23 protein-coding genes are annotated in these 25,272 nt (G+C 60.1%); 14 read left to right on the top strand and 9 right to left on the bottom strand.

Going from position 1 to position 25,272, the window contains the following annotated elements:
• Positions 1–74: 74 nt before the first annotated feature.
• Positions 75–1,325, top strand: coding sequence for an MFS transporter (locus tag BLV09_RS23990; RefSeq protein WP_244548811.1), 1,251 nt, complete (start codon positions 75–77; stop codon positions 1,323–1,325).
• A gap of 55 nt (positions 1,326–1,380) precedes the next feature.
• Here BLV09_RS23990 and BLV09_RS23985 read toward each other — a convergent pair whose 3' ends face one another.
• A complete protein-coding gene (locus BLV09_RS23985) occupies positions 1,381–2,295 on the bottom strand; it encodes a DMT family transporter (RefSeq protein ID WP_146689155.1) in 915 nt (304 codons plus the stop codon).
• A 99-nt stretch (positions 2,296–2,394) separates the two neighbouring features.
• Here BLV09_RS23985 and BLV09_RS23980 point away from each other — a divergent pair, with 99 nt between their 5' ends.
• Positions 2,395–3,168 (top strand): AraC family transcriptional regulator, encoded by a 774-nt coding sequence (locus BLV09_RS23980; RefSeq protein ID WP_146689154.1) that lies wholly within the window; start codon positions 2,395–2,397, stop codon positions 3,166–3,168.
• A 166-nt stretch (positions 3,169–3,334) separates the two neighbouring features.
• On the opposite strand, the gene BLV09_RS23975 is transcribed toward BLV09_RS23980, so the two are convergent.
• Entirely contained in the window at positions 3,335–4,039 is a 705-nt protein-coding gene (locus tag BLV09_RS23975) for a GntR family transcriptional regulator (protein WP_146689153.1), read from the bottom strand.
• A gap of 158 nt (positions 4,040–4,197) precedes the next feature.
• Here BLV09_RS23975 and BLV09_RS23970 point away from each other — a divergent pair, with 158 nt between their 5' ends.
• The 6 genes from BLV09_RS23970 to BLV09_RS23945 are packed head-to-tail and all read left to right on the top strand — an operon-like array spanning position 4,198 to position 9,789.
• The gene (locus BLV09_RS23970; RefSeq protein WP_146689152.1) at positions 4,198–5,346 is read left to right on the top strand and encodes a mandelate racemase/muconate lactonizing enzyme family protein; all 1,149 of its coding nucleotides are present in this window, start codon (positions 4,198–4,200) and stop codon (positions 5,344–5,346) included.
• A gap of 20 nt (positions 5,347–5,366) precedes the next feature.
• Positions 5,367–6,149: an ABC transporter ATP-binding protein gene (locus BLV09_RS23965; protein ID WP_146689151.1), complete on the top strand. Its 783-nt coding sequence runs from the start codon at positions 5,367–5,369 to the stop codon at positions 6,147–6,149.
• Positions 6,146–6,997: an ABC transporter permease gene (locus BLV09_RS23960; protein WP_146689150.1), complete on the top strand. Its 852-nt coding sequence runs from the start codon at positions 6,146–6,148 to the stop codon at positions 6,995–6,997. The genes BLV09_RS23965 and BLV09_RS23960 overlap by 4 nt, the downstream gene beginning before the upstream one ends.
• A gap of 19 nt (positions 6,998–7,016) precedes the next feature.
• On the top strand, positions 7,017–8,090 hold the full coding sequence (locus BLV09_RS37440; RefSeq protein WP_167558869.1) for an ABC transporter substrate-binding protein: 1,074 nt from the start codon (positions 7,017–7,019) through the stop codon (positions 8,088–8,090).
• A 14-nt stretch (positions 8,091–8,104) separates the two neighbouring features.
• The gene (locus BLV09_RS23950; RefSeq protein WP_157810135.1) at positions 8,105–8,878 is read left to right on the top strand and encodes an alpha/beta fold hydrolase; all 774 of its coding nucleotides are present in this window, start codon (positions 8,105–8,107) and stop codon (positions 8,876–8,878) included.
• Positions 8,875–9,789 carry an NAD(P)-dependent oxidoreductase gene (locus BLV09_RS23945; protein WP_146689147.1) on the top strand — a complete coding sequence of 305 codons (915 nt, stop codon included), beginning with the start codon at positions 8,875–8,877 and terminating at the stop codon, positions 9,787–9,789. Before BLV09_RS23950 ends, BLV09_RS23945 begins: the two co-directional genes overlap by 4 nt.
• A gap of 88 nt (positions 9,790–9,877) precedes the next feature.
• On the opposite strand, the gene BLV09_RS23940 is transcribed toward BLV09_RS23945, so the two are convergent.
• Both BLV09_RS23940 and BLV09_RS23935 read right to left on the bottom strand, forming a co-directional pair.
• Positions 9,878–10,273, bottom strand: coding sequence for a hypothetical protein (locus BLV09_RS23940; protein WP_167559093.1), 396 nt, complete (start codon positions 10,271–10,273; stop codon positions 9,878–9,880).
• Between the two features lie 157 nt (positions 10,274–10,430).
• On the bottom strand, positions 10,431–11,762 hold the full coding sequence (locus BLV09_RS23935; RefSeq protein ID WP_100384731.1) for an MFS transporter: 1,332 nt from the start codon (positions 11,760–11,762) through the stop codon (positions 10,431–10,433).
• A gap of 331 nt (positions 11,763–12,093) precedes the next feature.
• Here BLV09_RS23935 and BLV09_RS23930 point away from each other — a divergent pair, with 331 nt between their 5' ends.
• Positions 12,094–12,702, top strand: coding sequence for a response regulator transcription factor (locus BLV09_RS23930; protein ID WP_146689145.1), 609 nt, complete (start codon positions 12,094–12,096; stop codon positions 12,700–12,702).
• A gap of 19 nt (positions 12,703–12,721) precedes the next feature.
• On the opposite strand, the gene BLV09_RS23925 is transcribed toward BLV09_RS23930, so the two are convergent.
• On the bottom strand, positions 12,722–12,967 hold the full coding sequence (locus BLV09_RS23925) for a hypothetical protein (protein ID WP_146689144.1): 246 nt from the start codon (positions 12,965–12,967) through the stop codon (positions 12,722–12,724).
• 509 nt (positions 12,968–13,476) lie between these two features.
• Here BLV09_RS23925 and BLV09_RS23920 point away from each other — a divergent pair.
• Positions 13,477–15,156, top strand: coding sequence for a methyl-accepting chemotaxis protein (locus tag BLV09_RS23920; protein ID WP_167558868.1), 1,680 nt, complete (start codon positions 13,477–13,479; stop codon positions 15,154–15,156).
• Positions 15,157–15,224: 68 nt separating this feature from the next.
• Here BLV09_RS23920 and BLV09_RS23915 read toward each other — a convergent pair whose 3' ends face one another.
• Positions 15,225–15,941, bottom strand: coding sequence for a Crp/Fnr family transcriptional regulator (locus BLV09_RS23915; RefSeq protein ID WP_146689143.1), 717 nt, complete (start codon positions 15,939–15,941; stop codon positions 15,225–15,227).
• Positions 15,942–16,554: 613 nt separating this feature from the next.
• On the opposite strand from BLV09_RS23915, the gene BLV09_RS23910 reads away from it, so the two are divergent.
• Both BLV09_RS23910 and BLV09_RS23905 read left to right on the top strand, forming a co-directional pair.
• Positions 16,555–17,433 (top strand): CheR family methyltransferase, encoded by an 879-nt coding sequence (locus tag BLV09_RS23910; protein WP_146689142.1) that lies wholly within the window; start codon positions 16,555–16,557, stop codon positions 17,431–17,433.
• Positions 17,434–17,435: 2 nt separating this feature from the next.
• Positions 17,436–17,762 (top strand): pilus assembly protein PilZ, encoded by a 327-nt coding sequence (locus tag BLV09_RS23905; RefSeq protein ID WP_100384725.1) that lies wholly within the window; start codon positions 17,436–17,438, stop codon positions 17,760–17,762.
• 48 nt (positions 17,763–17,810) lie between these two features.
• On the opposite strand, the gene BLV09_RS23900 is transcribed toward BLV09_RS23905, so the two are convergent.
• Complete coding sequence (locus tag BLV09_RS23900; RefSeq protein ID WP_100384724.1) at positions 17,811–18,161, bottom strand: hypothetical protein; 351 nt, start codon at positions 18,159–18,161, stop codon at positions 17,811–17,813.
• 144 nt (positions 18,162–18,305) lie between these two features.
• On the opposite strand from BLV09_RS23900, the gene BLV09_RS23895 reads away from it, so the two are divergent.
• Positions 18,306–18,941, top strand: a complete 636-nt coding sequence (locus BLV09_RS23895) for a response regulator transcription factor (protein WP_100384723.1) — start codon at positions 18,306–18,308, stop codon at positions 18,939–18,941.
• Between the two features lie 36 nt (positions 18,942–18,977).
• On the opposite strand, the gene BLV09_RS23890 is transcribed toward BLV09_RS23895, so the two are convergent.
• Both BLV09_RS23890 and BLV09_RS23885 read right to left on the bottom strand, forming a co-directional pair.
• Positions 18,978–22,496 (bottom strand): PAS domain S-box protein, encoded by a 3,519-nt coding sequence (locus tag BLV09_RS23890; RefSeq protein ID WP_146689141.1) that lies wholly within the window; start codon positions 22,494–22,496, stop codon positions 18,978–18,980.
• A gap of 67 nt (positions 22,497–22,563) precedes the next feature.
• Entirely contained in the window at positions 22,564–22,995 is a 432-nt protein-coding gene (locus tag BLV09_RS23885; RefSeq protein ID WP_146689140.1) for a response regulator, read from the bottom strand.
• A gap of 396 nt (positions 22,996–23,391) precedes the next feature.
• Between BLV09_RS23885 and araD the strand changes: the two genes are divergently transcribed.
• A complete protein-coding gene (gene araD / locus BLV09_RS23880) occupies positions 23,392–25,128 on the top strand; it encodes an L-arabinonate dehydratase (protein ID WP_100384720.1) in 1,737 nt (578 codons plus the stop codon).
• Positions 25,129–25,272: the final 144 nt, after the last annotated feature.

The raw sequence follows: 25,272 nt of genomic DNA, 5'->3' as shown, positions 1-25,272 counted from the left end.
TCGCCAAGATAGGTGTTGCGCCCGATCGAGCGAATTTGGTTGGCTCAGCGCCATCAAATACGGGGATTTATCAAGTGAACGTCGGTCGGGTAACCGTTGCGTCTGACATCGATACGGTCACGATGGAGACGGATGCCAGGCGGACGCGCCGCGCTGCGATCTGGGGATCCGCGATCGGGTACGCGACGGACGGGTTCGACCTGCTCATCCTCGGCTTCATGCTGCGTCCGATCTCGGTCGATCTTGGTCTCTCGCAAGCGCAAGCGGCTTCGCTGGTTACGGCGACGTTATTCGGCGCCGTGCTCGGCGGTTTTGCGTTTGGATGGCTGTCCGACCAGCTTGGTCGCGTGCGGGTTCTGGTTTGGACGATTGTGTTGTTTGCCGTCTTCACCGGTTTATGCGCTTTCGCGCGGGGATACTGGGATCTGCTGTTTTTCCGAACCATCGCCGGCGTCGGCCTTGGCGGCGAATTCGGCATCGGAATGGCGCTGGTCGCAGAGGCGTGTCCTGCCGCGGAGCGGGGGCGAGTTTCATCTTATGTTGGCTTGGGCTGGCAGGTCGGTGTGCTGGCCGCCGCCATCGTCACGCCGCTGCTGCTGCCGGCGATCGGGTGGCGCGGCATGTTCCTGATCGGAATTCTCCCTGCGGCGGCGGCTTATCTTATCCGTCGAACCCTGCCCGAGCCCGAGTTGTTCCTGCGCGACGCAAAAACCCGCGCACTCCAATCGTCGCTTCGGCTGCTGGTGAAGGATGCCGATACCATCAAGCTCTCCTTCGGCATGGTGATCCTCTGTTCAGTTCAGAACTTCGGCTATTACGGCGTCATGATCTGGTTGCCTAATTATCTTTCGACCCGTTTCGGTCTGGCCCTTACGCAAACCGCGGTTTGGACCGTAGCCACAATCGCTGGCATGGCGGCTGGTATCTTCGTGTTCGGCCAGGTCGCAGATCGCATCGGCCGGCGCTCGGCTTTCTTTGCTTATATGACCGGCGCCGCGGTCATGGTGCTGTGCTATTCCCGTCTTTCGGATCCAGTGCAGCTGCTGTTTGCCGGCGCCGTCATGGGGTTTTTCGTCAACGGAATGCTCGGCGGCTACGGAGCGCTGATGAGTGAGCTGTACCCGACGGCAGCGCGCGCGACCGCTCAAAACGTCCTGTTCAACATCGGCAGGGCTGTCGGTGGCCTTGGTCCGCTGCTGGTCGGCCTCGTCGCTTCCGCCCGCGGCTTTGAATTCGCGATTACTGTGCTGGCGGCGCTTTACGTCGTCGACCTCGCGACGATGTGGCTACTGATCCCGGAGCGTCGCGGCGCCGAGCTGCAATAGGCGAGAACGCGATCGTCTCGCGTCGCGGCATCGAGAATGCGGTCTCAACGTCGCATCACCCGGCGATCGATACCGTGCGCCGGGTGAGCGGTCGGCGAAATGTCTGCGCGAAGGCAACGCCGCAAAGTGCCAGGCCGCCGCCGATCACATGGAAGGACCTGACGGGCTCGCCCAACATCACGATCGCCGCAGCCGCGGTCAGCACGGGCAGCAGATTCATAAAGACGGCACAGCGATTCGGACCAAGTTGCTGCACACCTCGAATCCAGAGGAACGGGAGCACGACCGATGCCAGCCCGCCCGCATAGCCGATCAGCGGCAGTGTCGCCGTGTTAAGCTGGCGCAGCGGTGCGGGGGTCGCCAGAAAGGCCGGAAACATGATGGCAAGAGCGCAGAGCGCCTGCATGTAGGTTGATTGCCACCCGGTGATCGGCAGATTCCACCGTTTCAGCAACACACCGTAGAGCGCATAGACCAGCGCGGCCAACAGCATCAGCGCATCGCCCGGATGGACTCCGTCGCGGAATAACGTCGACAAGTCGCCACCGCTGACAAGATAGATCAGACCAGCGAGAGACAGCAGGCCACCGCCGACCATTCCGAGCGTCGGGTCCTCGCCGAGCAGCACAGCGCTGAGCCCGACCGTGAGAAGCGGCGTCAGCGCGGTAAACACCGCCATGTTGGTCGCCGTCGTTGTCTCCGCCGCCAGATAGGACAGGCTTTGGAACAGGCACATTGCCAGAAAGCCGAGAATCGCGAACTGGCCGAAGTGAGGCCAGATCGCTGACCGATTCCGCCAAGCCGGCCGCGCGACGAAGAGGCTCATCAGGGCAACGGCAAGCAGCAGGCGATAGAAGGTGATGGCCTGCGGCCCAATGGTATGCGCCGACAGGCGAGAGGCGATGACGTTTCCCGCCCACAAAACGATAGCGAGAAAGGGATAGAGGAGAGCGGTTTTTTGTTTGAGCATGTGATTTGACGGTTCATCGGGAAAATGAGCCGCCACAAATAGACGTTTAAACAGGAGCCGGTCTCACGCTAGAATGACTGGGACTAGCGAGATTAGGACATGCTTGACGACTTGATCACCCGGCACCTCGGCTATCACGCGACGGCGCGGCCGATGGCGGCCATGGAGATCGATTATCCAAGCGGCGCCTCGACTGGTCCGCACGCGCATCCCCGTGGTCAGCTGCTGTACGCCATCGAAGGGGTCATGATCGTGCGCTCCGCCGCAGGTGTCTGGGTGGTGCCGCCCAATCGCGCCGTCTGGTTGACCGCAGGGCTCGATCACGAAGTCCGAATGTGCGGTGACGTGAAGATTCGGACCGTCTTCGTCGACCAACACGCCGCGCCCCACTTGCCACAGGCGAGTTGCGTCATCGCGGTGTCTCCGCTGCTGCGGGAACTGATCGTTGCGGCGATGCGCGTTCCGCTCGACTACGCCTCCGACACGCGAGACGCGCGCCTGATGCGTCTATTGCTCGATGAATTGCGGGAAGTCGATGTGCTTCCATTGCATCTGCCGATGCCGAACGATGCACGGCTACGCAACGTGTGCGAAGCCATGGTCGCGCGGCCTGACGATGCATCGACCGCGGAGCAATGGGCTCGGCAGCTCAGGCTGACACCCAAGACCGTCCATCGCCTGTTCTCCCGGGAGACCGGCCTGACCTTTGGGCAATGGCGCCAGCAGGCACGTCTTCTATTTGCCCTCGAACGGCTCGCGCGCGGCGATCGGATCATCGATGTCGCGCTCGACAGCGGCTATGCCAGCCAAAGTGCCTTTACCGCCATGTTCCGGAAGCATTTCGGTATGCCGCCGACCGCTTTCTATCGCTAGGGCATTTTCCAGTTCTGTGGCTTCATCCTTCGAGACGGCGCTTTCGCACCTCCTCAGTCTGACTCAAAATGCAGCCAATGGAATGGAGCTTATAGCGAAGTCGTCATGCCCGGCCTTGTGTCGGGCACACTCTGCGCTTCCACGACGGGACCAGGTTTCCGAAGCGCTAAGCGCGCTTCGCTGGCGCGGCAAGCTCGATCTGTTTTTCTTTTTCCTGGAGATATCGGGTCAGAACCTCGCCCGCTGCCTTGGTGTGTTCCTGCGCGCTTCGTTCAGCGGCAGACGCGTTACCCTTCAGGACCGAACTTACCAACTTCTCATGGTTCGAAATCACGAGCTCCGGCTTTTCAAGTATCGCGTTCGAAGAAGCCATGTACATCCGAACCTGCTGCTCGACATAGCCGTATTGATCGAAAAGACGCTTGTGGTTCGCCAGGACGACGATCGCCTTGTGAAGTGCCAGATCGGCATCCGTGATCTGCTTTTGGTCACGAGTTTTGGCCGCGGCCTTCAGCTTGTCGAACGCCGGTTCGATCAAGCTCCGCCGCTCGGGATTGCGAGCCGCAAGCTGGGCCGCCAGCCCTTCGAGACTCGATCGCAGCGTGTACAGCTCCCACGCATCGCGCGATGTCAGAGTTGCAACTTCCCATCCGGCATAGGGCTTCTGGGCGATCAGCCCTTCGCTCAACAGTCGCTGAAGCGCAGCCCGGATCGTTCCGCGCGAAACCTTCAGTCCCGAAGCCAGTTCGACTTCGGTCAATCGTGCGCCCGGGTTCAGCGCCCCACTTGTGATGGCCTGCCTGATCGCGTCCGCCGCTGCGCGGTCGAGACTACGTTTCTCGACCAGCCCTGAAATGACCTGAGCAACCAATTCGTCCTCCTGTTACCCGCCCGCGCAGCATGTCTGTTCGATTCGTAGGCAAATATTGGCGCACATTTACCATTGACTCCATCCAAATCCTACCCTTTGCTGATTGTCAACAATCAACAGTTAAATGGTAAGTGAGGATTTGCGTGGATCTGGCGGAAATGAATAGGCGGACCGAGGAGAGGCCGGCGCCGCGCCCGGCCGTGGCGCCGCAACGGATCGTCAAGGCGGAAACCATCCTGGTCTCCATTCCCTTCGAATCCGGCGGCACCCCGCCCTGGAGTTTTGGCGGCTCGCCGCGACTGCAGTTCGATACGCTGTTCGTGAGGCTTGAGACCGAAGACGGCATTGTCGGCTGGGGCGAGGCGTTCTCGCGCGGCGAGGACAAATCTCTTGCCGCACTGATCGAAACCCGCGTTCTCCCGCTGGTGATCGGCCGCAACGCATTCGAAATCTCGAAGATCAAATTCGACCTCGAGTTTCAGCTCCAGAACTTCGGCCGTATTGGCCCGATCGTCTACGGGATTTCGGCGGTCGACATCGCCTTGTGGGACATCATGGGGAAACTCACCGGTGTCCCGCTGTCGACGCTGCTTGGAGGCGCTTTCGCCGGCGAAGTGGAAGTTTATGCAAGCCTGATGAGATACGGAAACTGCGCCGATGTCGTCAAGGCAACCCGGCAAGCCATCGAGCGCGGTTACCGCTACATCAAACTTCACGAGATCACCGAGAACGAGATCCGCGCGTCCGTGGAAGCGGCAGGCTCGGATGCGCTGGTGATGCTCGATACCAACTGCCCGTGGTCGGTTGCCGAAGCGCTGCGCTACGACGAACTCCTCAAGCCTCTCAATCTGTACTGGCTGGAAGAGCCGGTGTGGCCGCCCGAGAATTATGTCGGTCTTGCACGCGTGAAAGCGACCGGCCGGCACCGGATCGCAGCCGGCGAGAATGCCGGTAGTTTGCACGACTTCGTCGCCATGATCGAAGCCAACGCGATCGATATCGCGCAGCCCGATGTAGCCAAAACGGGCGGGGTCTCGGAGCTGCTGAAGATCGCCGCGCTGTGCGATGCGAAGGGAATCGAGTTCGTCCCACATTGCGCCATCTTCGGGCCGGGACAGGTCGCAACCATCCACCTCAGCGCCGCGCAACGTCAGCTTCCGCTGCTGGAGCGGCTCTACTGCGATTTCGAAGCCGAACTCTACCGCGGCGAGACAACCCCGAAGCGAGGCAAGGTCCGGGTTCCCGCCGGGCCGGGGCTCGGTCTCGATCCAGCTCTCGATGTGATCGATCGCTACCGCGTCAAGTAGCACGGTGAAAGAGAGAAGCCATGAGCGAGATCAGCGTTCGGAACCTCACGAAAATCTTCGAAAGTCAGAACCCATTCGAACGCGTCGTGGCGCTCGATAACGTGTCCTGTGAAATTCCATCCGGCCAGTTTCTCTGCATCATTGGACCGTCAGGCTGCGGCAAGAGCACGTTGCTTCACGCGATCGCGGGTTTTGTCCAGGGGACCAGCGGCGAGACGTTGCAGGACGGCAAGGCGATCAAACAGCCGGGGCCAGACCGCATCGTTATCTTTCAGGAATACGGGCTGTTCCCGTGGCTGACCGTTGCAGAGAATGTCGAGTTCGGGCTGCTCGCGAAGGGTGTTCCCGCGGCAGAGCGAAAGAAGATCGTTCAGCACTATCTCGATCTCGTCAAACTCGGTGGCTTCGAGCACCGCTACCCGCACGAACTTTCCGGCGGAATGCGGCAGCGGGTGAGCATCGCGAGAGCGCTCGCGCCCGATCCCGAGGTTGTCCTGATGGACGAGCCCTTTGCGGCGCTGGACTCGCTGACCAGGGACGTTCTTCAAGAAGAGATCCTGAGAATTTGGGAAAAGACCCGAAAGACCTTCGTTCTGATCACCCACAATATCGAGGAGGCCGTCTTTCTCGGAGACCGCGTCATTGTCATGACGGCTCGACCGGGCCGGATCAAAGCTCAAATCGACGTCGATATTGCGCGCCCGCGAGACCCGTCGATCCGTACCAGCCATCCGCGCTTCCTCGAAACCAAGGAGCGTCTGTCGCAACTGCTGCGAACTGAAATCATCCGCGAGGTCGCATGACGAAGGAAGCAAGCGGCTTCGCGGATGGTGCGCACATGCCAGTTCCATCCGGATCGCAGGCTCTCGGCTCACACATCCTGAATACGCTCTCAGGATTACTGGCCAGGCTGAAGCACCTCATTTTAATCCCCATTATCTTCCTGATTTGGGAATTGGGCGTCCGGCTTCATTGGATCGACGGCAATATCCTGCCTGCGCCGTCAGCCACCATCCGAGCCCTGATTGATCTGGCGGAAGCCGGTTATCTGTGGCGAGACGTCGAGGCCAGCGTCCTGAGGGTGACGATCGGTTTTGGCCTTGCTGCTGTTGCGGCGATCTCGCTCGGACTTGCGCTGGGTATCTGGCGATCTGCCGCAGCCTACATCCTCCCAATCATCGAGTTGCTTCGCCCCATCTCGGTCCTCGCCTGGATCCCGCTCGCAATCCTGTGGTTCGGCCTTGGCGATCATTCCGCATGGTTCATCATCTTCCTTGGGTCATTCTTTCCGATCTTCACCAATACCTATTTAGGCGCGCGCTCCGTCGCGCTGATCCACCTGCAGGTCGCGCAATGCTTTGGCGCAGGCAGATGGCTGTTCCTCCGGCGCGTGATGTTTCCTTCGGCGCTCCCCTACATCATTGCTGGTCTCAGAGTAGGACTCGGCGTGGGCTGGACCTGCGTCATTGCGGCGGAACTGATCGCCGCGACATCGGGGCTCGGATACATGATTCAGCTCGCACGGACGATGATCGAAACCGAAAAGGTCATGGCCGGAATGATCGTCATCGGCGTCATCGGCTTTGTCATGAACAGCGGCATGCACTGGTTGGAACGGCGCTTCATTCGCTGGGCGCCGGATCATCATTAACTTAACAAGGAGATGCTGCATGAAGATCGAACGTTTCACACGCTTTAGAACTGCCTCGGCGAGATTGGCGATTATCGGGACGCTGGCGCTGGGATCGGTACTGCCCAAGCCGATGTCGGCAGCAGAGCTGACCAAGGTCACAATCGGCTACCAGTCGCTTTGGGCCGTCGGGGGTGAAATCGTCGAGGTTCTGCGGCACACCAATATCTTTGAGCTCAACGGTATCGAAGCCCAGTTCAAGCCATTCACGTTCGGAGGCCCGCTCGCCGAGGCCGCGGTCGCCGGCGACATCGACAACGTGTGGGCGGCGGATGCGCCGACGCTGCGAGCGATGGCGCGCATGCCAGGCTCGAAGATCCTGCAGCGCACGCATGACGCGCGCTTCGGCATCCTGGTGCAGCCCGATTTCACCGGCGGTCTGGCCGATTTGAAGGGCAAGAAGATGTCGGCTCCGTTCGCGACCACGACGTTCCCGCGCTCGGTCAAGGCGCTGGTTGCAGCCGGAATTGAGCATCCCCTGCGGGACATGAACATCGTCAATCAGGATATCGCGGAGCAGACCAACGCGATGCAGGGACATCTCGTCGACGCGGTCACCACCTGGGATCCGACAATGGAGCGGCTGCTTCAGCAGAAGCTGGCCAAAGTGCTGTGGAATGCGCCGCGCGGCGAAAACATCGGCATGCAGGGCTTTTCGGGGAAATGGCTCCAGGCCAATGGCAACGAAGCCGCGGTTCGCTTCCTGAAGGCATGGATCATGGCGACGTGGTGGGCCTCGAACCACCTCGACCAGGCCCATCAGTGGTTCGCCGAATCGTCCCGCCTTCCCATGGACATCCTGAAGGTCTCAACCGATTTCGATCGCAACCTGAGTGGGCCTATCAAGGACATCAACAGCGTCGATCTCACGCTGTCGGACGCGGACATTGCGGGTTCTCAAGGCGTGATGGACTTCCTGTACGACAACAAGCTGTTGAACACCAAAATGGATGTGAAGCCGTACTTCGACATGGCGCTGCTTCAGCAGGCCTCGGCGGATATCAAATCGGGAAAACATCCCGATCTGGACGCCATCAAGATCATCAAGCAATAACGAAGGAGTGTGAAGTGGTTCTTGGACATGAATTGGTCGGATCCGGCAGCGAAGGTGTCATTGTTTTCAATGATTGGCTCGCTGACTGCACCAGCTGGAAGCCGATGCACCTCTATCTGGACAGGAAAGCGTTCACTTACGCTTTCACGGATATTCGAGGCTATGGCAAATCCATCGACATCAAAGGCGAGCATTCATCCAAGCAGGCGGCGATCGACGCGTTCGCCCTGGCCGACTCGCTGGGGTGGAAACGTTTCCATATCGTCGGCTTCTCGATGACCGGGATGGTTGTCGAGCGAATGGTCGTGATCGATCCGGACCGGATCAAGAGCGAAATCGCCATCGGCCCCGTCTCCGCCGCGGCGATCAAAATGGATCCTGAACGGCGCGCCTTCTTCGAAAAGACCATCGTCGACGACGACGCGGTTCGCGAGCTTGCCGCACGCATCACCAACCACAAGCTGACCAAGGAATGGTCGGAACATAAATTGATGCTGGCCCGCACGACCCGCGATCATGCCGCGGTCCGCGAATATCTGGATATGTGGACCCTCGGGGACTTCTCGGAAGAGGTGAAGAAGGCAAGGCCGAAGACACCCTTGCTCGTGGTCGCTGGTGAGTGGGATCAGGCGGGCTTTCTCGAGGAGAGTCTGAAGGAGACCTTCATGGTGTGGCATCCGAACGCCGAGATGGTGGTGCTTCCCAATGTTGGCCACTGTCCGATGCAGGAAATTCCGATCTATCTGACGACGCTGATGGAAGATTTCATGCACAAACACGCCGCATGAAGTCGGACGTGAACGGCTGGAACGCGGGAAGGCTCGGGCTGGTCGGCCTTGGCCGGATGGGGCTTGCGATCCTTCCCCGGCTCCTTGCAGCAGGACCGGAAATTACGGTCTGGAATCGCAGTTCGGAGAAAACGCATATCGCAGCAGAGATGGGAGCGCGCGTTGCTTCCAGTCTGCAGGATCTCTGTGACAAATCCGACGTCATCCTGACCATCGTGTTCGATGATGCCGCGCTGAAGGACGTTTTTTTGGGACCGGCGGGCCTGTTGTCGAGCGCCTGCGGCGGCAAATTGTTTATCGACATGAGCACCGTCCTCCCCGAGACGGCACGAGCGATCGGACAGGCTGCGAAAGTGGCTTTGGCATCTTTCGTTAGCGCGCCGGTTTGCGGCAGCGTGGGGCCAGCCAAAGAGGGAAAACTGCTGGTCCTGGCCGGCGGTTCTCCTGAAGATTACGAACGGGCGAAACCGGTTTTGTCGCTGTTTTCACGCAAAGTCGAGCATGTCGGTGCGGTGGGCTCGGGTTCGGCGATGAAACTCGCTGTTCAGCTTCCAATCTCCGTCTACTGGCAGTCGCTGGCGGAAGCGCTGAGCCTCGGCCGGGAATCCGGATTGGATCTCGGTCAGATGTTGCGGTTGATTGCCGATAGTCCGGCTGCTCTTCCTGCGTTGCCGTCCAAGATAAAAACCATCCTGCTTGAAGACAATGATGTGTCATTCGACATCCAGTCGGCGCAAAAGGATGCGTCGTTGATGCAGCGGGAAGCTCAACGCCTTGGCGTGAACCTCCCGACCGCGTCCTCGGCCTTGAAAGCATTCAGCGCGGCGATGGAAAGCGGCTGGTCGGATCGCGATATTGCAACGATCGTGAACTACGTCTTCTGCAGCGGAGGGCACGATAGCCAACGGTAGCGTAAGCCGCAGACTGCGCGCCACCGCCGACGCAAATAAGTTCGCGTTCCGTCACCCGCTGGCGAGCGCGCACTTGTACCTCCGTCGCCTACTTCGCCTTGTCGTGCTCGGCGAGGCCGACCGCCTTGTAGTCATAGGTCGGATAGAATTCGGTGTGATAGGCGCCCCAGGCGGTGGTCTCGAAGATGCGGTTAACCTCGCGCAGCCGGGAGGCCGGAAGCCGCAGCGTTACGACCTGGCCGATCCCCATCACGATGTTCCAGCTGACCACTTCGACGCCGGGCGGCGGAAACGCCTTGTAGAAACCTTGTTTTTCGAGCTGCGCGTTGAGTTCGCTCAGCGGCCGCGACTGGTCATGTTTCAAGAATACCGTGAGCAAGATGGCGTTGTCCTGGGTCGTCGCGGTTTCCGTGGGCGCCGCTGCCGTCTGCGCCAGGGCATGGGTGTTAAACGTCAAAACGCCGGCCAGCGTGGCGATTGCCATCCATAGTCGGTTCTTTCTGCTCATCTAGTTTCCTTTTTCGAAATGTTCGGTGACATGGCATGTGATGACATGACGTGTCGATTACATGGCAGAACGCTTGCGAGCGCGGCCGCCGTAGGTGCCACGTCTCGCAAACGTTCCCAGCGCAACCCTCGTCTCAGCGGGTTTGATATTCCCCGGAAATGTCCTTGCCGGTGTAGTCGGTCATCAGCGCCGTCGCGGCCAGCGTGATCACGGCGCAGATCGCGATATAGACCGCAATGGCATAGGACGAGTGATAGACGCCGAACAGCCATGCCGCGATCAGTGGCGCCGGGCCGCCGGCGATGATCGATGCGAGCTGGTAGCCGAGCGAGGAGCCGCTGTAGCGCAGCCGGCCGGTAAAGCTCTCGGCGATCAGCGCGGCTTGCGGACCGTAAAGCATGTCGTGCGGGATCAGCGACAGGATGATCGCAAAGAAGATCACCGCTTCCGAGCCGGTGTTCAGCATCGCAAAATAGATGAAGCCGAACACGCCGGTCACCACCGCGCCGATCATGTACATGTTCTTGCGCCCGATGCGGTCGGACAGGTGACCGAAGAACGGAATCGAGACAAACGACAGCAACGAGGCCGCAAGCACGGCGGTCAGCAGGAAGTCGCGGGAAACGTGCAACGTGCCGATGCCGTAGGAAAAGACGAAGGCGGTGAAGATGTAGAAGGGCGCCTGCTCGGCCATGCGTGCGAGCGCCGAAAGCAGGATTTCCTTTGGATATTGCTGAATGACCGCCAGCATCGGGGCGCGCTCGATCTTGCGCTCGGCGACCAATTTGGTGAACACCGGCGTCTCCATAATGCCGAGACGGATGTAGAGTCCGACGCCGACCAGCAAGATGCTCAACGCAAACGGAATACGCCAGCCCCAGGCGAGGAATTGATCGCCGGACATCTGGCTAAAGGCGAGCACGGCGAGATTGGCCAGAAACAGCCCGCAGGGAACACCGAATTGCGGCCACGAGGCGACCAGCCCGCGCGACCGGTCGTTGCGCGCCCATTCCATCGACATCAGTACCGAGCCGCCCCATTCGCCGCCAACGCCGACACCCTGAATGAAGCGCAACACTGTCAGGATCACTGCGCCCCAGATGCCGACATGCTCGTAGGTCGGCACCAGCGCCACAGCGGCGGTGGCCAGTCCCATCAGCAGCAACGTTGCGATCAGGGTCGACTTTCGGCCAATGCGGTCTCCGTAATGCCCGAATATCGCGGCGCCGATCGGGCGCGCAATGAAACCGACGGCGTAGATGGCGAAGGCCTCGAGCGTCCCCACCCAAGGGTCCGAGTGCGGAAAAAACAGCTTAGCGAAAACGAGACCCGTAACGGTGCTGTAGAGGAAAAAGTCGTACCACTCGATCGCAGTTCCAATGGTGGACGCGATGACAGCCCGGCGCAGCTGAATCCAATGTTCGGCTGGGTCGAGGGCAATGGTATTGACGGTAGATATCGTCATGGGGTCCTCTCCCGCGTTGCCTTCAAAGCCAACGTCTTGATTTTTTGGCCAATAAACTTGCAGCCTCGTGGTTGGTTCCACTCGAGGGAACAAGAAATGCAAATAAATTGCCCACCGTCAGGCAGCAGCGGCGTCCGCGAACCGCAAGGGCGCTCGGAAAAACATTCGGCCGGAAGCGAGTAGCAGAGAGTTTCTACACGGAATGATTGCGCTGCCTGATCTCATCCGGCCGGCCTTGTGGCGTGGCCGCATAACGCCTCATTGAAAGCACCGTAGTCTTACTGGGTAAAAAGTTAACCGCGAGCGGTCGGGGCTCTGTTAGACGAATCGTATGTCACAGTACGAAAATCGAGGCGGTGATTCGCAGCGCCCGACATGGCTCGAAAACGGCCCCTCTCTCGAGGTCGGGCATGAAGTTGCCCGGCTGGCGGAGATTGGCGCGCGACAAGATGGTGAAGCGGGAGCCACCATTGCACGCGAGCTTGACGGATCACTCACCGCGCTGCTGATCTACATGAGAGAGCTTAGGGATCACAGCCATGAGTTTGCGCAGGCTGCGGGGGATCGAGCTTACCTGAAACAGGTGGTCGAAAATGCGTTCCAGCAGATCGAGCGCGTCTGCGCTCTGGTCAAGCGGATCGAAGGCGCTCAGGAGGGCTCCGTTGTCGCGCCGGACTGCAAGCGGGGATGCGAGGCATCGACTGTCCGCGCCGGGCGCGCCATCTTTTCGTTGGCGCCCGGCCAGAAGCCTTTGACGAAGCGCGAGTGCGAGGTTTTGGGCCTGATCAGCGAAGGACATTCCAACAAGCAAGGCGCCTTGCGGATGGGCATCAGCCCGCGGACGTTCGAAAGCCATCGTGCCGAGGCCATGCGGAAGCTCGGAGCGCGAAACACGGCGGATCTGGTTCGCAAAGCCCTGTTGCTTCGGGACACGATGTAACGCGTCGAGGCCCTGCCGCTTAGAAGTCTTCCGTGAACGCGGCAATACGCGGCGCCGGCCTTAAAGAGCCGCCGCTGACCCTCGGCTCGGTCGGAACGATGGTGATGCTCCAACTCGCCGGAACGCTCGATTTGTGTTCCAACACCGATCGAACGAGGCCCGTGACCGTCGATCCGTCATATGTCACCGTGGCGGCCCGGCCATTGAACTGCGCGGTACAGAAACGACGGACTTCTTTCTGATCGGTCGTCTCGAACGTGAACATGGGGGCTTCCTCCTTTCACACCCTCGCCGTTTAACGTTAGCCGTGTGTGAAAATCCGCAACCGTAGAAGTACGGTTGCACAGATCCGGTTTGCCCAGCCGCCGTTTGGCACCGCATCCTCCGTGATGCGAGCGTGTAACAACAATCCGGCTGCAACGAACCATCCAAAGGTGTGCGTCGAGCTTCTTCCAGGGATATGACGTGTCCTGTTCCAATCCGGATTCAGCCAAGAGAGCGTTTATCGCCGCGCAAACGGCATCGCCCTCAAGTCCATAATGTCCTACTCGTTCACGGCGCTTGGGCCCGGCATTCGCCCTGGCGATCCGCAGGAAATGGAGTTGGCGTCAAATTGCTGATGCCGGTTGAACCATCAGCATGGAGATCGGCGTGCCGCAAAAAAGCGTGCCTGCCATGATCCAACGGCGAAAGTTGATTAATCGTATCTTAGATGAATCTGCGGATAACTGACGGCCCAGCCTCTTCCTCTGTGCCGGGTCAACGATGAATTTCGTGAACAAGATCAAAATCCGTTCCAAGCTTCTGATCGTATTGGCGCTTTCCGCGCTCTCCCTGATCGCCGCGATCGTCGTCTCGACCTCGATTCTACATGGCAGGATGGTCGACGACCGCATAGCCAAGCTGCGGGCGATCGTCGAACTTTCCCACGGACTGGCCCAACAGCTCGAGGCTCAGGTCCAATCGGGTAAGCTGACGCACGATCAAGCGCTCGAGCGCTACAAGGAAGATACGCTGGCGATGTGGTACGACGATCACCACAGCTACCTCGCGATCGGAGGGATGGATGGCGTTTGGTTCATCAATCCTGCAGCGCCCAAGGTCAATGGCACGCACGGGACCTTGATGCCGAACGGCAAATACATTCTGGATGGGCTGATCGAGGCGGTCGGCAGTGCCGACGAGGGCATGTCCTCCTACGACTATCCCAAGCCAGGTGAGACCGAGAACCTCCCCAAGCTCACTTTCGCCAAAAAATTCAAGCCCTGGAATCTGCTGATCACCTCCGGCGTCTGGATCGACGATATCGATGCCGCCTATCAAAGAACCGTGCTGCATCTGGCCGGATTTGGTCTGGTTATCCTCCTGGTCATGGGAGGCCTCGTCCTTGCGCTGAACCGAAATATCGCGGGCTCGCTGACGAGGCTCGCGGCGAAAATGCAAGGTGTCGTCGCAGGCGATTTGTCGGTGACGATCGACGAGACGTCTCGTTCCGATGAAATCGGCCAGATGGCGAAATCGCTCGAAGTCTTCAAGGAAAACGCTCTGGCGGTTCAGCGGCTGCAGACGGAGCAGGAAGAACAGGCCAGGAAAGCCGAGCATGAGAAGCGCCAGGCCCTTTATGCGATGGCGGACGGCTTTGAAGGTCGGGTGGGTGGGGTGGTCGATACCGTCTCTCAGGCCGCGCATGCCATGCAGGACACGGCAAAGCTGATCGCGACCAGCGTTTCGGGAACGCAACAGCGGGCCGGCGCGGTCGCTTCAGGCGCTGAAGAAGCAGCAGTCAATATTCAAACCGTTGCATCCGCGTCCGAAGAGCTGACGGCTTCCATTTCCGAAATCGGCCGGCAGGTCACTCAGGCATCCCAGGTCGCCAAAACCGCCGCGCAGGAGAGCGAAGCCACAAACCAGAAGGTGCTCGCGCTCGCCGGCGCCGCGCAGAAGATCGAAGAAGTTGTCGCGCTCATCAATCAGATCGCGAGCCAGACCAACCTTCTGGCGCTCAACGCGACCATTGAAGCGGCGCGTGCCGGGGAGGCCGGTCGAGGCTTCGCGGTGGTCGCCTCGGAAGTCAAGGCGCTGGCAACCCAGACGTCACGCGCGACCGAAGACATCCGATCGCAAATCACCGCGATACAGGATGAAACGACGGGGGTGGTAACCGCCATCAAGCGCATTTCCCAAACCATCGCCGAGGTCGACGAAATCTCGACCGCGATTGCGGCGGCGATGGAGCAGCAGGCCGCCGCGACCCAGGAAATCACCCGCAATGTGCAAGAGGCCGCGCAATCCTCCAACCAGGTATCGCAGAACATCGGCGGCGTCAGTTCCGCTGTGAGCGATACCGACAGCGCTGCGTCAAATCTGTTGAGCGCCTCCGACGTCCTCGCCAGCCAAGCCGAGAAGCTTCGCGGGGAAGTCGACAGCTTTCTGGCCACGGTTCGTGCAGCATAAGGATTGATCGGCGCGAACGCGCCGGCACGGCCGCGCTTCCGTTTGGCGGCCCGAGCCGGGACTGGCGTTCACGGCAGGCAGCGCGGGCCAAGCAACCTTTTGTACTGCGATTTGACCGTGGCGTAGCATTCGCACGCGATCTTGCTGAGACCGCCGAGATCTCTGATCTCGATGTGCCCGCGGCTGTAGTGAATGAAATTGGCCTGCTGCAACATATTGGCCACCAGCGATACGCTGTTGCGGCGCGCCCCGATCATATGCGCCATCGATTCCTGCGTTAGGATAAGCTTGTCGCTGCCGGACAGGTCGCGGGTCTGCAACAGACATCGTGCAAGTCTGGCTTCCACGCTGTGCGAGGCGTTGCATCCAACGGTTTGCTGGATCTGGGCGTAGACCGCCATTCCATGCCGCGTGAGCGTTGCACGAAGCGTTGCGCTCTGCTCGGCCGCAGTGCGAAGGCGGTCGAGGTCGAGCGTCGAAGCGACACCGGGGATCAACACGATCGCACTATTCAATGCGGTTGGATCGCCAAGGGCGGAGAAGGCGCCAAGGATGCTGTCGCGGCCGACCATGGCGACCTGAACGTGCTCTCCGCGTGCGAGTTTGACGACCAGCGATATGATGCCGCGATGCGGCAGGTACGCGCGTTTGAGCGTCTCCTCGACCTCCACCAGCACCTGTTCTTGCGGCAGCTCGACGATTTTCAGATGCGGCCGGATCAATTCGAAATCGTCCGCATTCAGGGCGGACAAAAATCCGTTAGGGGAGCGAAGAGCTGAGTCCAAATCAGTCTCCGATGCGGGAGCACAACTTGTCTCTGGAAGGTTGATGCCGTGCAGAGTAGCGTCGCACGGATCGTCGGCAAGAAAAATTAGTCAATAGACGGATCGCGGGGCCAAAAGTTTTGCTCATCTGCGTGGCACTGAAAAAATCGATCAAAGGCTGGATGATTTGGTTTGCGCTCGCGGAGCGAGCCATTCTGTCCGGCTATCGGCAATAAGCGCAATCATATCTCAGTGGTGCCGGCCGATCGCCAGACGCTCGCAACTGAGCGTGCTGCAACTGCTCAGCGGGTCGCCATTTCCGAACGGCACATCGAAACGATGGAACCCACCGGTCCTCATTGATGCGGCTTTTATTAAAATTGAATGACATCGCCATCCACCGGTCCGCCGCTCGCCGCATCCGTATTTAAACGGACACTAAAATTAACCTGGATGGGGAGCCGGAATGGTTATCGATTGTAATGGAAAGTAGTCGTCAAGCCGCCTCAGCTGAATCGTTCGGATTTTGTGGGGGCGGATGAACGGTTGACGGTCGGCCGCAACACCCACTGCCGGGAAGAGGCGCAGTTGCAACGCGCGCTTTGGAAGAAGAAACCGAAATGAAAGACCGCCCGTGACCCCGTCGGACTACGACTATTTGCGCAGATGTCTGAAAGACCGCTCCGGTCTCGATCTGTCCACGGACAAGCAATATCTGATTGAAAGCCGGTTGCTTCCGCTTTCGCGGAAGTCCGGTCTGTCCGATATCGGCGAGCTCGTGCAGAAAATGAAAGGCGGCTCGGCTGACATCGTCACCCAGGTGGTCGAAGCCATGACCACCAACGAGACATTCTTCTTTCGCGACAAGCTGCCATTCGATCACTTCCGCGATATGATCATGCCTGAAATGCTGAGGGCGCGCACAAACCGTCGAACCATTCGGATCTGGTGCGCCGCCGGCTCGACTGGCCAGGAGCCGTATTCGCTGGCGATGTGTCTGAAGGAAATGAACGCAGCGATGGCCGGCTGGCGGATCGAAATCCTCGCGACCGATCTTTCGCAGGAAGTGATCGAGAAATCCAAGGCCGGATTGTATAGCCAGTTCGAGGTTCAGCGCGGCCTTCCGATTCAGCTGCTTGTCAAGTACTTCAAACAGGCCGGAGAGTACTGGCAGATCAATGCCGACATTCGTGCGATGGTGCAGCACCGCCAGGTGAATTTGCTGCACGATTTTTCCCAGCTTGGGATCTTCGACGTGATCTTCTGCCGAAACGTCCTGATCTATTTCGATCAGGACACCAAGATTAACGTCTTCCAGCGTCTCGCCAGATCAACCGAGCCCGATGGATTTCTGGTACTGGGCGCGGCGGAAACGGTGGTCGGACTAACCGACGTCTTCAAACCCTGTCTGGAACGGCGCGGTCTTTATCGCCCCGGTGGTTCGCCTACGACCTCAACGAAAATGACGACTGGCGCTCATGCGCCGAAAGTCGCCGCAGCGGCTGGTTTTTGACGATGGCAGAGGATCATAAGGGGCTGGAGCGCGTGACGTTCAGCCGCGGATATGGCGTCTGCATCATGGGCATCGATGGAACGTGGCGCCGCGATTGCATGCTCAACGCCATATCGGAGAGTGATGCCATCCTGACCGTCGAAGGCTCGATCCAGGGCCTCAATCTCAAGGAGTTCTTCCTGCTATTGTCGTCGACCGGCCTGGCCTATCGCCGATGCGAACTCGTCCGCGTCAATGGCGCGGAGATCGACGTCCAGTTTCTGCAGGGAAAGAACAAGAAAAAAGGCTCCGGCGCTGCATCGCCTCAGGAAGCTCTCATGGGGAACTGATTGTGGGAGCCTGATGCGCGGCGCAATACCCGAGCATCGGGATTTCCTTCAGGCGCAACCGGCCAAACCGGCTGGATCGCGATCGCTCCCGATCAGCGCTGCGGTCTCGCCTTTTGACGCATTGGCGTCCAACAGAGAATGCAAAGCTGCGGCAAGCCCGGCATTGCAGGCATTCAATGCCGCATTCGCCCTCAAATAGCAGGGCGTGACGTCATCCAGAACGACGACATTGTCATGAGGCTCCTGACCACCGGAAGCCGTTTCCCTGGCGATGGCGAGTTCGAGCAGCTTGGTGCTGGCTTTGAGGTGCTCGATCAGGGACACGAGATTTGAAACGACCGAGCGATAATGGTCATTTTGGCTGTCAGGCTGGCTTTCGCCGCGTGTCGCGTTCTGCATGGGAGTTCTCCTCATCGCGGTCTTTAGTGCTAACAGCGCTACTTGTGCGTTAAGTTGCGGTCCCGTACAAATACGGTTGGGCTCGAATCCTCAGCGGGCAGCAAAGGTTCGCGGGCCCTGATCACTGTCGATGGATGATGGTATATGGCTGAGAAACCCGCATCCCGTGGCGAGATATTTGTGGTTGACGACGATCCCGCCGTTCGCGAAACCCTCTCGATCGTGTTGTCGGCAGGCGGCTATCAGGTCATCTGCTTCGCGGACGGCGCCGCGCTGCTGGCGGTTGCGCGGACCCGGGCTCCGGCCTGCATCCTGCTCGATGTGCATATTCCCGGCAAATCCGGCCTCGATGTTCTGAAGGAACTGCGCGGAGAAGATTATCCCGCGCCGATCTTCATCATCTCCGGGCAGGGCGACATCGCCATGGCTGTGAGCGCGATCAAGAATGGCGCGCTGGACTTCATCGAGAAGCCGTTCAGGGGCAACGAGATCGTCGCTCGGCTGGATGAGGCGATCGGGGCCTATGCACGCCGGCAGGAGGAAGATTCTGCGTCTAAAGTCGGATCGCTTCATTTTCCGGGGCGCGAACCGCTGACCCGGCGCGAACGCGAAGTGCTGGAGCAATTCGCATCAGGCGCGTCGAACAAGGAAGCCGGGCGCCAGCTCGGAATCAGCCCGCGGACGATCGAGGACCATCGCGCCAATATCATGAAAAAGCTCGGCGCCAGGAATGCCGCCGACCTCATCCGCATCGTGATGACGGCCCAGCGCGCTCCCTGAGCCGCATCGGCGCGCTCCATCCTGCACGCCAAATCTTCACCGCGATTGGTCGCCGAGCGCTGCCCGGATCATCATGGCCATATCCGATTTGCGATAAGGCTTGGCGAGCAGCAGGACTCCGGAATCGAGCCGGCCGTGATGGATGATCGCATTTTCCGTGTAGCCCGAGGTGAACAGCACCTTTAACCCCGGTTTGCTCTTCTGCAGCGCATCGGCCAGCTGGCGGCCATTCATGGCGCCCGGCATGATGACATCGGTGAAAAGAAGATCGAATGCCTGGCCCGCTTCGACAAGGGCGAGCGCTTGCTCCGCATTCGCCGCATCCAGCGTGGCGTAGCCCAGGGAATGCAGTTGCGTCAGCACATAGCCTCTCACGAGCTTGTCGTCTTCAACGACAAGGATCGTTTCGTGGCCGCCTTGAATGGCTGGCGCGGACGCGGCCTCGGAAGCAATTGATGCTCCGGTGCCCGGCGGCAGGTATATCTTGATCGTGGTCCCGTGGCCTTGTTCGCTGTAAATCTTGATGTGTCCGGCCGATTGCTTCACGAAGCCATAGACCATGCTGAGGCCAAGGCCGGTGCCCTTGCCGGGTCCCTTCGACGTAAAGAACGGGTCGAACACCTTGTCGAGAATCGCCGGCGGAATGCCGGTTCCGGTGTCGCTCACGGCAATCAAGGCATAGCGGCCGGGCTGAACATCACCGTGCATGCTGGCGTAATTTTCGTCGAGATAGGCCGAACCGGTCTCGATAATCAGCTTGCCGCCGTCCGGCATCGCGTCGCGCGCGTTCAAGGCCAGATTGAGGATGGCGGTCGCGAGCTGATTGGGATCGACGGTTGCGAAACACGTTTCGTCTCCGAACACCGATTCGATCTCGATCTGCGCGCCCAGCGCGGGTCGCAGCAGTTTGGCGGTATCGATGATCAGCGCGTTGACGTCGGTTTCCCGTGGCTGAAGCGGCTGCTTGCGCGCAAACGCCAGAAGGTGCTGGGTAAGTTCGGCGCCTCGCGACGCGGCCTGATCGATCATCCTGGTGATCGCGGCGAGTTGCGGCTCCTTTTGCACAGCATCAGCCAGAATTTCGATGGTTCCGGTGATTACCGTCAGGATATTGTTGAAATCGTGCGCGATCCCGCCCGTCAGCTGGCCGACCGCTTCCATTTTCTCGGCCTGTCGAACGCGGTCCTCCGCCGCGAGCTTGTCGGTGAGGTCGCGGAGGAACCCGTTGAACAAGAAGCCTTCGCGCGTTTTGAGCGCGGTGACGCTCAGCTCGGCCTTGAACTCCTTGCCGTCGCTTCGCAGCGCCACGAGTTCGCGGCGGTGATCGAGCACCTGGCCCTGCCCGGAACGCAGAAAGCGCGCCAGCGCTGCCTTTAGTTCGTCGCGGTCCGCTTCCGAAACGATCAGTTCAAGGAAGTTCTTCCCAAGCGCGTCCTTGCGCGAGCAGCCGAAAATCGCTTCCGCCTGCGAATTCCAGTTTCGGATGCTGCCGCTCTCATCGATCTGTACAAAAGCGTCGAGCGCGGTTTCCACGATGGTGCGCGCCATTTGCTCGCTTTCGAGCAAAGTTTCCTGCGCCTGCCGGCTTTCGGTCATGTCGCGGCCGATAAAGAAATGCCGCCTGACCGGTTCGGACCAGGTCCCCATCCACGAGATCGTCACGATTCGACCGTCCTTGTGGACGAACCGCGAATCGAAGTTTCGCGTTTGTCTTCCGCGCCGGGCGACGCGCATTTCCTCGCGGGTATTTTCGATGTCGTCATTGTCGACGAACTCGGTCCCGCTGCGGCCGATCATCTCCTCGGGCGCATATCCGAGGATCGCTTCGGAACTGGGGCTGACCTGGACCAGGGTGCCCTTGGGATCGGTGATCAGGATCAGGTCCTGAGAGGTCTCGAAAATCCGCCTGCGCTCTTCCATCTCCTGATTGAGCGCCGCCTCGGTTCTCTTGCGCTCCGTTATATCGCGCACCGTTTTCGATGCGCCGATGATCGTTCCCGATGGCGCCCTGATCGGGGATATGCCGAGCGAAACCTCCACCGGGGTGCCGTTTTTGTGCATCCGCACCGTTTCGTGGTGTTGGATTCGCTCGCCTCCCTTGATCCGGCTCAGGATGTCGCCAACCTCGAACAGCCGTTCGGGAGGAACGATGAGATCAATATTGCTGCCCACGGCTTCCGCCGCACTAAATCCGAACAGCCGCTCTGCCGCCGGATTCCAGCCGGTGATCTGGCCGTCGAGCGATTTCGTGACGATGGCGTCGTTGGACGATTCGACTGCGGCGCTGAAGAGGCGCTCGCGCGCGGCGTGACGATCTCGGGCTGCTTCGGTGCGGCGATGTTCCTCGACTTCGCGTTCGAGCGCGACGGTTTTTGCATTCACTTCGCCCATCACCCGCGCAAAGGCGCGCGCAAGTACGCCTGTTTCGCCGCCCGCATCGACCGGAATTGCGGCCGAACCGTCGCGGCCGGCGGCTTCGACCGCCGTCGTCAATTGAAGGATAGGCCGGGTCAACGATCGCGCGACCAGCAGCGCCGATGCGGCCGCGCACAGCACCGCGATCAACCCGACCAGCGTGGACGTGCTTTCGATCGTTGCGGCCGTCGCCATGATGACGGCGTTCGGAGCGGTTTTGACCACCGCGACCCATTCATTGCCGGCCAGAATGGCGGGCGCGAGCGCTATTCCGCCCGGCCGCCCATCCTGATCCGGCACGATATGGCCGACGCTCCGCGTGGTTCCAAGCGACGATGCCAGAGACGGAAAGTCGGTCTGCCAGTTGGCGTGCGTGCCCAGCTCCGAGCCGAACTCGTGCGCAGGATCGGGATGAATGAGATAGTCGCCCCGCTCATTGACGAGGTATACGTTTTCACCTTGCCGCACCGATGATCGGATGCGGTCGAGGGCCGGCCGCATATCGACATTGATGACAAAAATGCCGAACAGATTGCCGTCGGATAAAAAGATCGGCGTCGCGACGCGGAGCGTCGGTTGGTGCGGGGTCACGATAACCCAGTTGATGCGATCCAGTTCGAGCGGCGAAACGTAGATTTCCCCAGGCCGCAGTTTGATCGCTTCCTTGAAATAGGTCCGGTCACCTTTTCCTTTCAAGTCCGCATCGGCGACGATCCGGATCGCTCCGTTCGGGCCTAGCCGGTCGACACGGACGATTTCGCGCCGGTCGTCATCGACGCCGATCACGCGAATCTCCGCATAGGCAGGTTTGGCTTCGAGCTCAGCCGCAAGGCGGCCGGCGATCCGCTCACGCCATGTCTTTTCGGGGACGCGATCGACCGGATCGATGCCGCCCGCGAGATGCGCGCGCATCAAGCCGTTGACCGCGACACCGGAGCGAAAGCTGGCGGCATCGCCGCGCGCGCCGGCTACGTAGGCCTCGAGGTCCGCGGCGGCCAGCCGCGACTGGCTTTCGATGCGATCGACGACGCGGGGCAGAAGCGCCTGTTCAACGCTGCGATAGTTCAGCCATCCAACAGCAGACACTGCGATTGCCACCAGGGCAATCATCGCGACGGCCAGCTTGGTGGTAAGCGTCATCTATGCTTCGCGCCATTTCCGCTTTGCCATGATACCCGGATGTCGGAATCGGGCAATGCCATTGGTGTCATGGACAGGAAGCATCGGTCGCCGGGGTAGATGACGGGGACGGGCGCTCGGCGGCTTCGAGGCAGGCCGTGACGGCAGCCAGCAGAGCGGCAGGCTTGAAGGGCTTTTGCAGGTTGCTGACCGCGCCGAGCTTGGTCGCCATCGCCAGGAAATCCGGGCCCTTGACTGAATCATCGAGGGTTGGATTGCCGGAGATCAGGATGATCGGGGTCAATGGCCGTTGTTGGTGGACCCGCCGCATGGTTTCGATGCCGTCCATTCCCGGCATGAAAATATCGAGAAACAGCAGGTCGAACTGGTCGGATTCGAAGATCGCGAGCCCTTTACGGCCGTCACCGGCGATAACCACGTCGTGACCCACCCGCTCCAGCAGAAGCTTGATGGTCGCCTGGACAGCGGCGTCGTCATCCACGATCAGGATTTTTGCCACGGCCCATCCTTCTCCGAACTCGGATTATGTCAATGTTCGGTTGTGAAATTGTTACCGCTGTCGCGAGAATCGTCTCGGAAGTTCGCGTCGGTCCTCGTTAATGATCTCTCGCGGAAGGCCTTTATCTGCAGGGGGTGAAAGGCCGGCTCGATCGGGGCATCGCGTGATGTATCTGGTTCGTTTTGCAGTGCAGCGCATTCGCGCCGAGCCGCATGGTCTCGATATCTCGATGTACCCAAGGATCGACCAAGAATTGCGTTTTCGCTGATATCGCGCTGGTTCGCCCGAACCGGACGACAATAGCGCACGAATTTCGTCGCCGGATCAGAAGCGGAACTTGCACCCCAGGGACGGCTTGTGAGATGACCTCTCAAGAGATCTCGAACAGGTGTCACAATGAAAGAAAAGAAAGATCCAAAAACACTGCGCAGCGCACGTTGGTTCGCGCCTGACGATCTGCGCGCCTTCGGCCACCGCTCGCGCGCCATGCAGATGGGTTACGCGCCGGAGGAGTGGAAGGACCGCCCGGTAATCGCGATCCTCAACACCTGGTCGGATGCGCAGCCCTGCCACATGCACTTCAAATCGCGCGTCGACGACGTCAAGCGCGGCGTCTTCATGGCCGGCGGCTTTCCGATGGAATTGCCGGCACTGTCGCTGTCGGAGTCGCTGCTGAAGCCGACCACGATGCTTTACCGCAATCTGCTGGCGATGGATGCCGAAGAGCTTTTGCGCGGCCATCCCGTTGACGGCGTGGTGCTGATGGGCGGTTGCGACAAGACCACGCCGGCGCTGCTGTTGGGCGCCACCAGCATGAACCTTCCGGCGATTTATCTCCCGGCAGGCCCAATGCTGCGCGGCAACTGGAAAGGCAAGACCCTGGGCTCGGGGTCGGACGCCTGGAAATACTGGGACGAGCGGCGTGCGGGGAAAATCTCCGACAAGGATTGGGTCGATGTCGAAGCCGGTATCGCCCGCAGCTACGGCACCTGCATGACCATGGGCACCGCCTCGACCATGACCGCGATCGCCGAGTCGATCGGCATGACGCTGCCGGGCGCGTCGTCGATTCCGGCCGCCGACGCCGGACACATCCGCATGAGTTCGGAGTGCGGACGCCGCATCGTCGAAATGGTCTGGGAGGATCTGACGCCGAAAAAGATCCAGACCCGCAAGGCCTTCGAGAACGCGATTACGGTCGCGATGGCGATGGGCTGTTCGACCAATGCGATCATTCACCTGATAGCGCAGGCGCGCCGCGCCGGCCAGGACATTGGGCTGGACGATTTCGAGAAGGCCAGCCGCAAGGTGCCTGTGATCGCCAATGTCCGGCCCTCCGGCGACAAATATCTGATGGAGGATTTCTTCTATGCGGGCGGTTTGTCCGGCCTGATGGGCCGCATCAGGGATCATCTGCATCTGGATTGCGTCACGGTGACGGGCAAGACGCTTGGCGAGAATATCGCGAACGCCGAAGTCTATGATGACGATGTGATCAGGACCGTTGCCAATCCGATTTACGCCGAAGGGGCGCTTGCAGTGCTGAAGGGCAATCTGGCGCCGGACGGTTGCGTGATCAAACCCAGCGCTTGTGAGCCGCGCTTCCTCAAGCATACCGGGCCGGCGCTGGTGTTCGACGATTATCCGTCGATGAAAAAAGCGATCGACGATCCCGATCTCGATGTCACGGCCGATCATGTGCTGATCTTGCGCAATGCGGGGCCGCAAGGCGGACCCGGCATGCCGGAATGGGGCATGCTGCCGATCCCGACCAAGCTGGTGAAGCAGGGCGTGCGCGACATGGTGCGGCTGTCGGACGCGCGCATGAGCGGCACCAGCTATGGCGCCTGCATCCTGCACGTCTCGCCGGAATCCTATATCGGTGGGCCGCTGGCGCTGGTGAAGGACGGCGACCTGATCACGCTGGACGTCGCCGCGCGCACCATCAACCTCGATATCTCGGAAGCCGAGATGGAAAAGCGCCGTGCCGCGTGGAAAAAACCGAAAACCCGCTTCGAGCGCGGCTATGGCTGGATGTTCACGCGTCACATCCGGCAGGCCAACGAAGGTTGCGATTTCGATTTCCTCGAAACCAATTTCGGCGCGCCGGTCGAGGAGCCGTCGATCTATTGAGTGCAACCTGTCATTCCGGGGCGGCTCGAAGAGCCGAACCCGGAATCCAGAGATTGCATTACGCTTTCATGACTTCGAGATTCCCCGATGTGCAATTGCACATCTGAGGTTCGCGCTTTGCGCGCTCCGGAATGACAGACAACT

This window comes from Bradyrhizobium canariense, from assembly GCF_900105125.1.
Classification (GTDB): domain Bacteria; phylum Pseudomonadota; class Alphaproteobacteria; order Rhizobiales; family Xanthobacteraceae; genus Bradyrhizobium; species Bradyrhizobium canariense_A.
The sequence above is the reverse complement of the archived record's forward strand: the minus strand, read 5'-3'. Positions and strand labels throughout refer to the sequence as shown.

Excerpts from the sequence above, each read along its gene's own strand:
- BLV09_RS23985 (WP_146689155.1), bottom strand. The coding sequence starts at position 2,295 with ATGCTCAAACAAAAAACCGCTCTCCTCTATCCCTTTCTCGCTATCGTT.
- BLV09_RS23980 (WP_146689154.1), top strand. The coding sequence starts at position 2,395 with ATGCTTGACGACTTGATCACCCGGCACCTCGGCTATCACGCGACGGCG.
- BLV09_RS23970 (WP_146689152.1), top strand. The coding sequence starts at position 4,198 with ATGAATAGGCGGACCGAGGAGAGGCCGGCGCCGCGCCCGGCCGTGGCG.
- BLV09_RS23965 (WP_146689151.1), top strand. The coding sequence starts at position 5,367 with ATGAGCGAGATCAGCGTTCGGAACCTCACGAAAATCTTCGAAAGTCAG.
- BLV09_RS23960 (WP_146689150.1), top strand. The coding sequence starts at position 6,146 with ATGACGAAGGAAGCAAGCGGCTTCGCGGATGGTGCGCACATGCCAGTT.
- BLV09_RS37440 (WP_167558869.1), top strand. The coding sequence starts at position 7,017 with ATGAAGATCGAACGTTTCACACGCTTTAGAACTGCCTCGGCGAGATTG.
- BLV09_RS23945 (WP_146689147.1), top strand. The coding sequence starts at position 8,875 with ATGAAGTCGGACGTGAACGGCTGGAACGCGGGAAGGCTCGGGCTGGTC.
- BLV09_RS23940 (WP_167559093.1), bottom strand. The coding sequence starts at position 10,273 with ATGGCAATCGCCACGCTGGCCGGCGTTTTGACGTTTAACACCCATGCC.
- BLV09_RS23935 (WP_100384731.1), bottom strand. The coding sequence starts at position 11,762 with ATGACGATATCTACCGTCAATACCATTGCCCTCGACCCAGCCGAACAT.
- BLV09_RS23930 (WP_146689145.1), top strand. The coding sequence starts at position 12,094 with ATGTCACAGTACGAAAATCGAGGCGGTGATTCGCAGCGCCCGACATGG.
- BLV09_RS23925 (WP_146689144.1), bottom strand. The coding sequence starts at position 12,967 with ATGTTCACGTTCGAGACGACCGATCAGAAAGAAGTCCGTCGTTTCTGT.
- BLV09_RS23905 (WP_100384725.1), top strand. The coding sequence starts at position 17,436 with ATGGCAGAGGATCATAAGGGGCTGGAGCGCGTGACGTTCAGCCGCGGA.
- BLV09_RS23900 (WP_100384724.1), bottom strand. The coding sequence starts at position 18,161 with ATGCAGAACGCGACACGCGGCGAAAGCCAGCCTGACAGCCAAAATGAC.
- BLV09_RS23895 (WP_100384723.1), top strand. The coding sequence starts at position 18,306 with ATGGCTGAGAAACCCGCATCCCGTGGCGAGATATTTGTGGTTGACGAC.
- BLV09_RS23890 (WP_146689141.1), bottom strand. The coding sequence starts at position 22,496 with ATGACGCTTACCACCAAGCTGGCCGTCGCGATGATTGCCCTGGTGGCA.
- araD (WP_100384720.1), top strand. The coding sequence starts at position 23,392 with ATGAAAGAAAAGAAAGATCCAAAAACACTGCGCAGCGCACGTTGGTTC.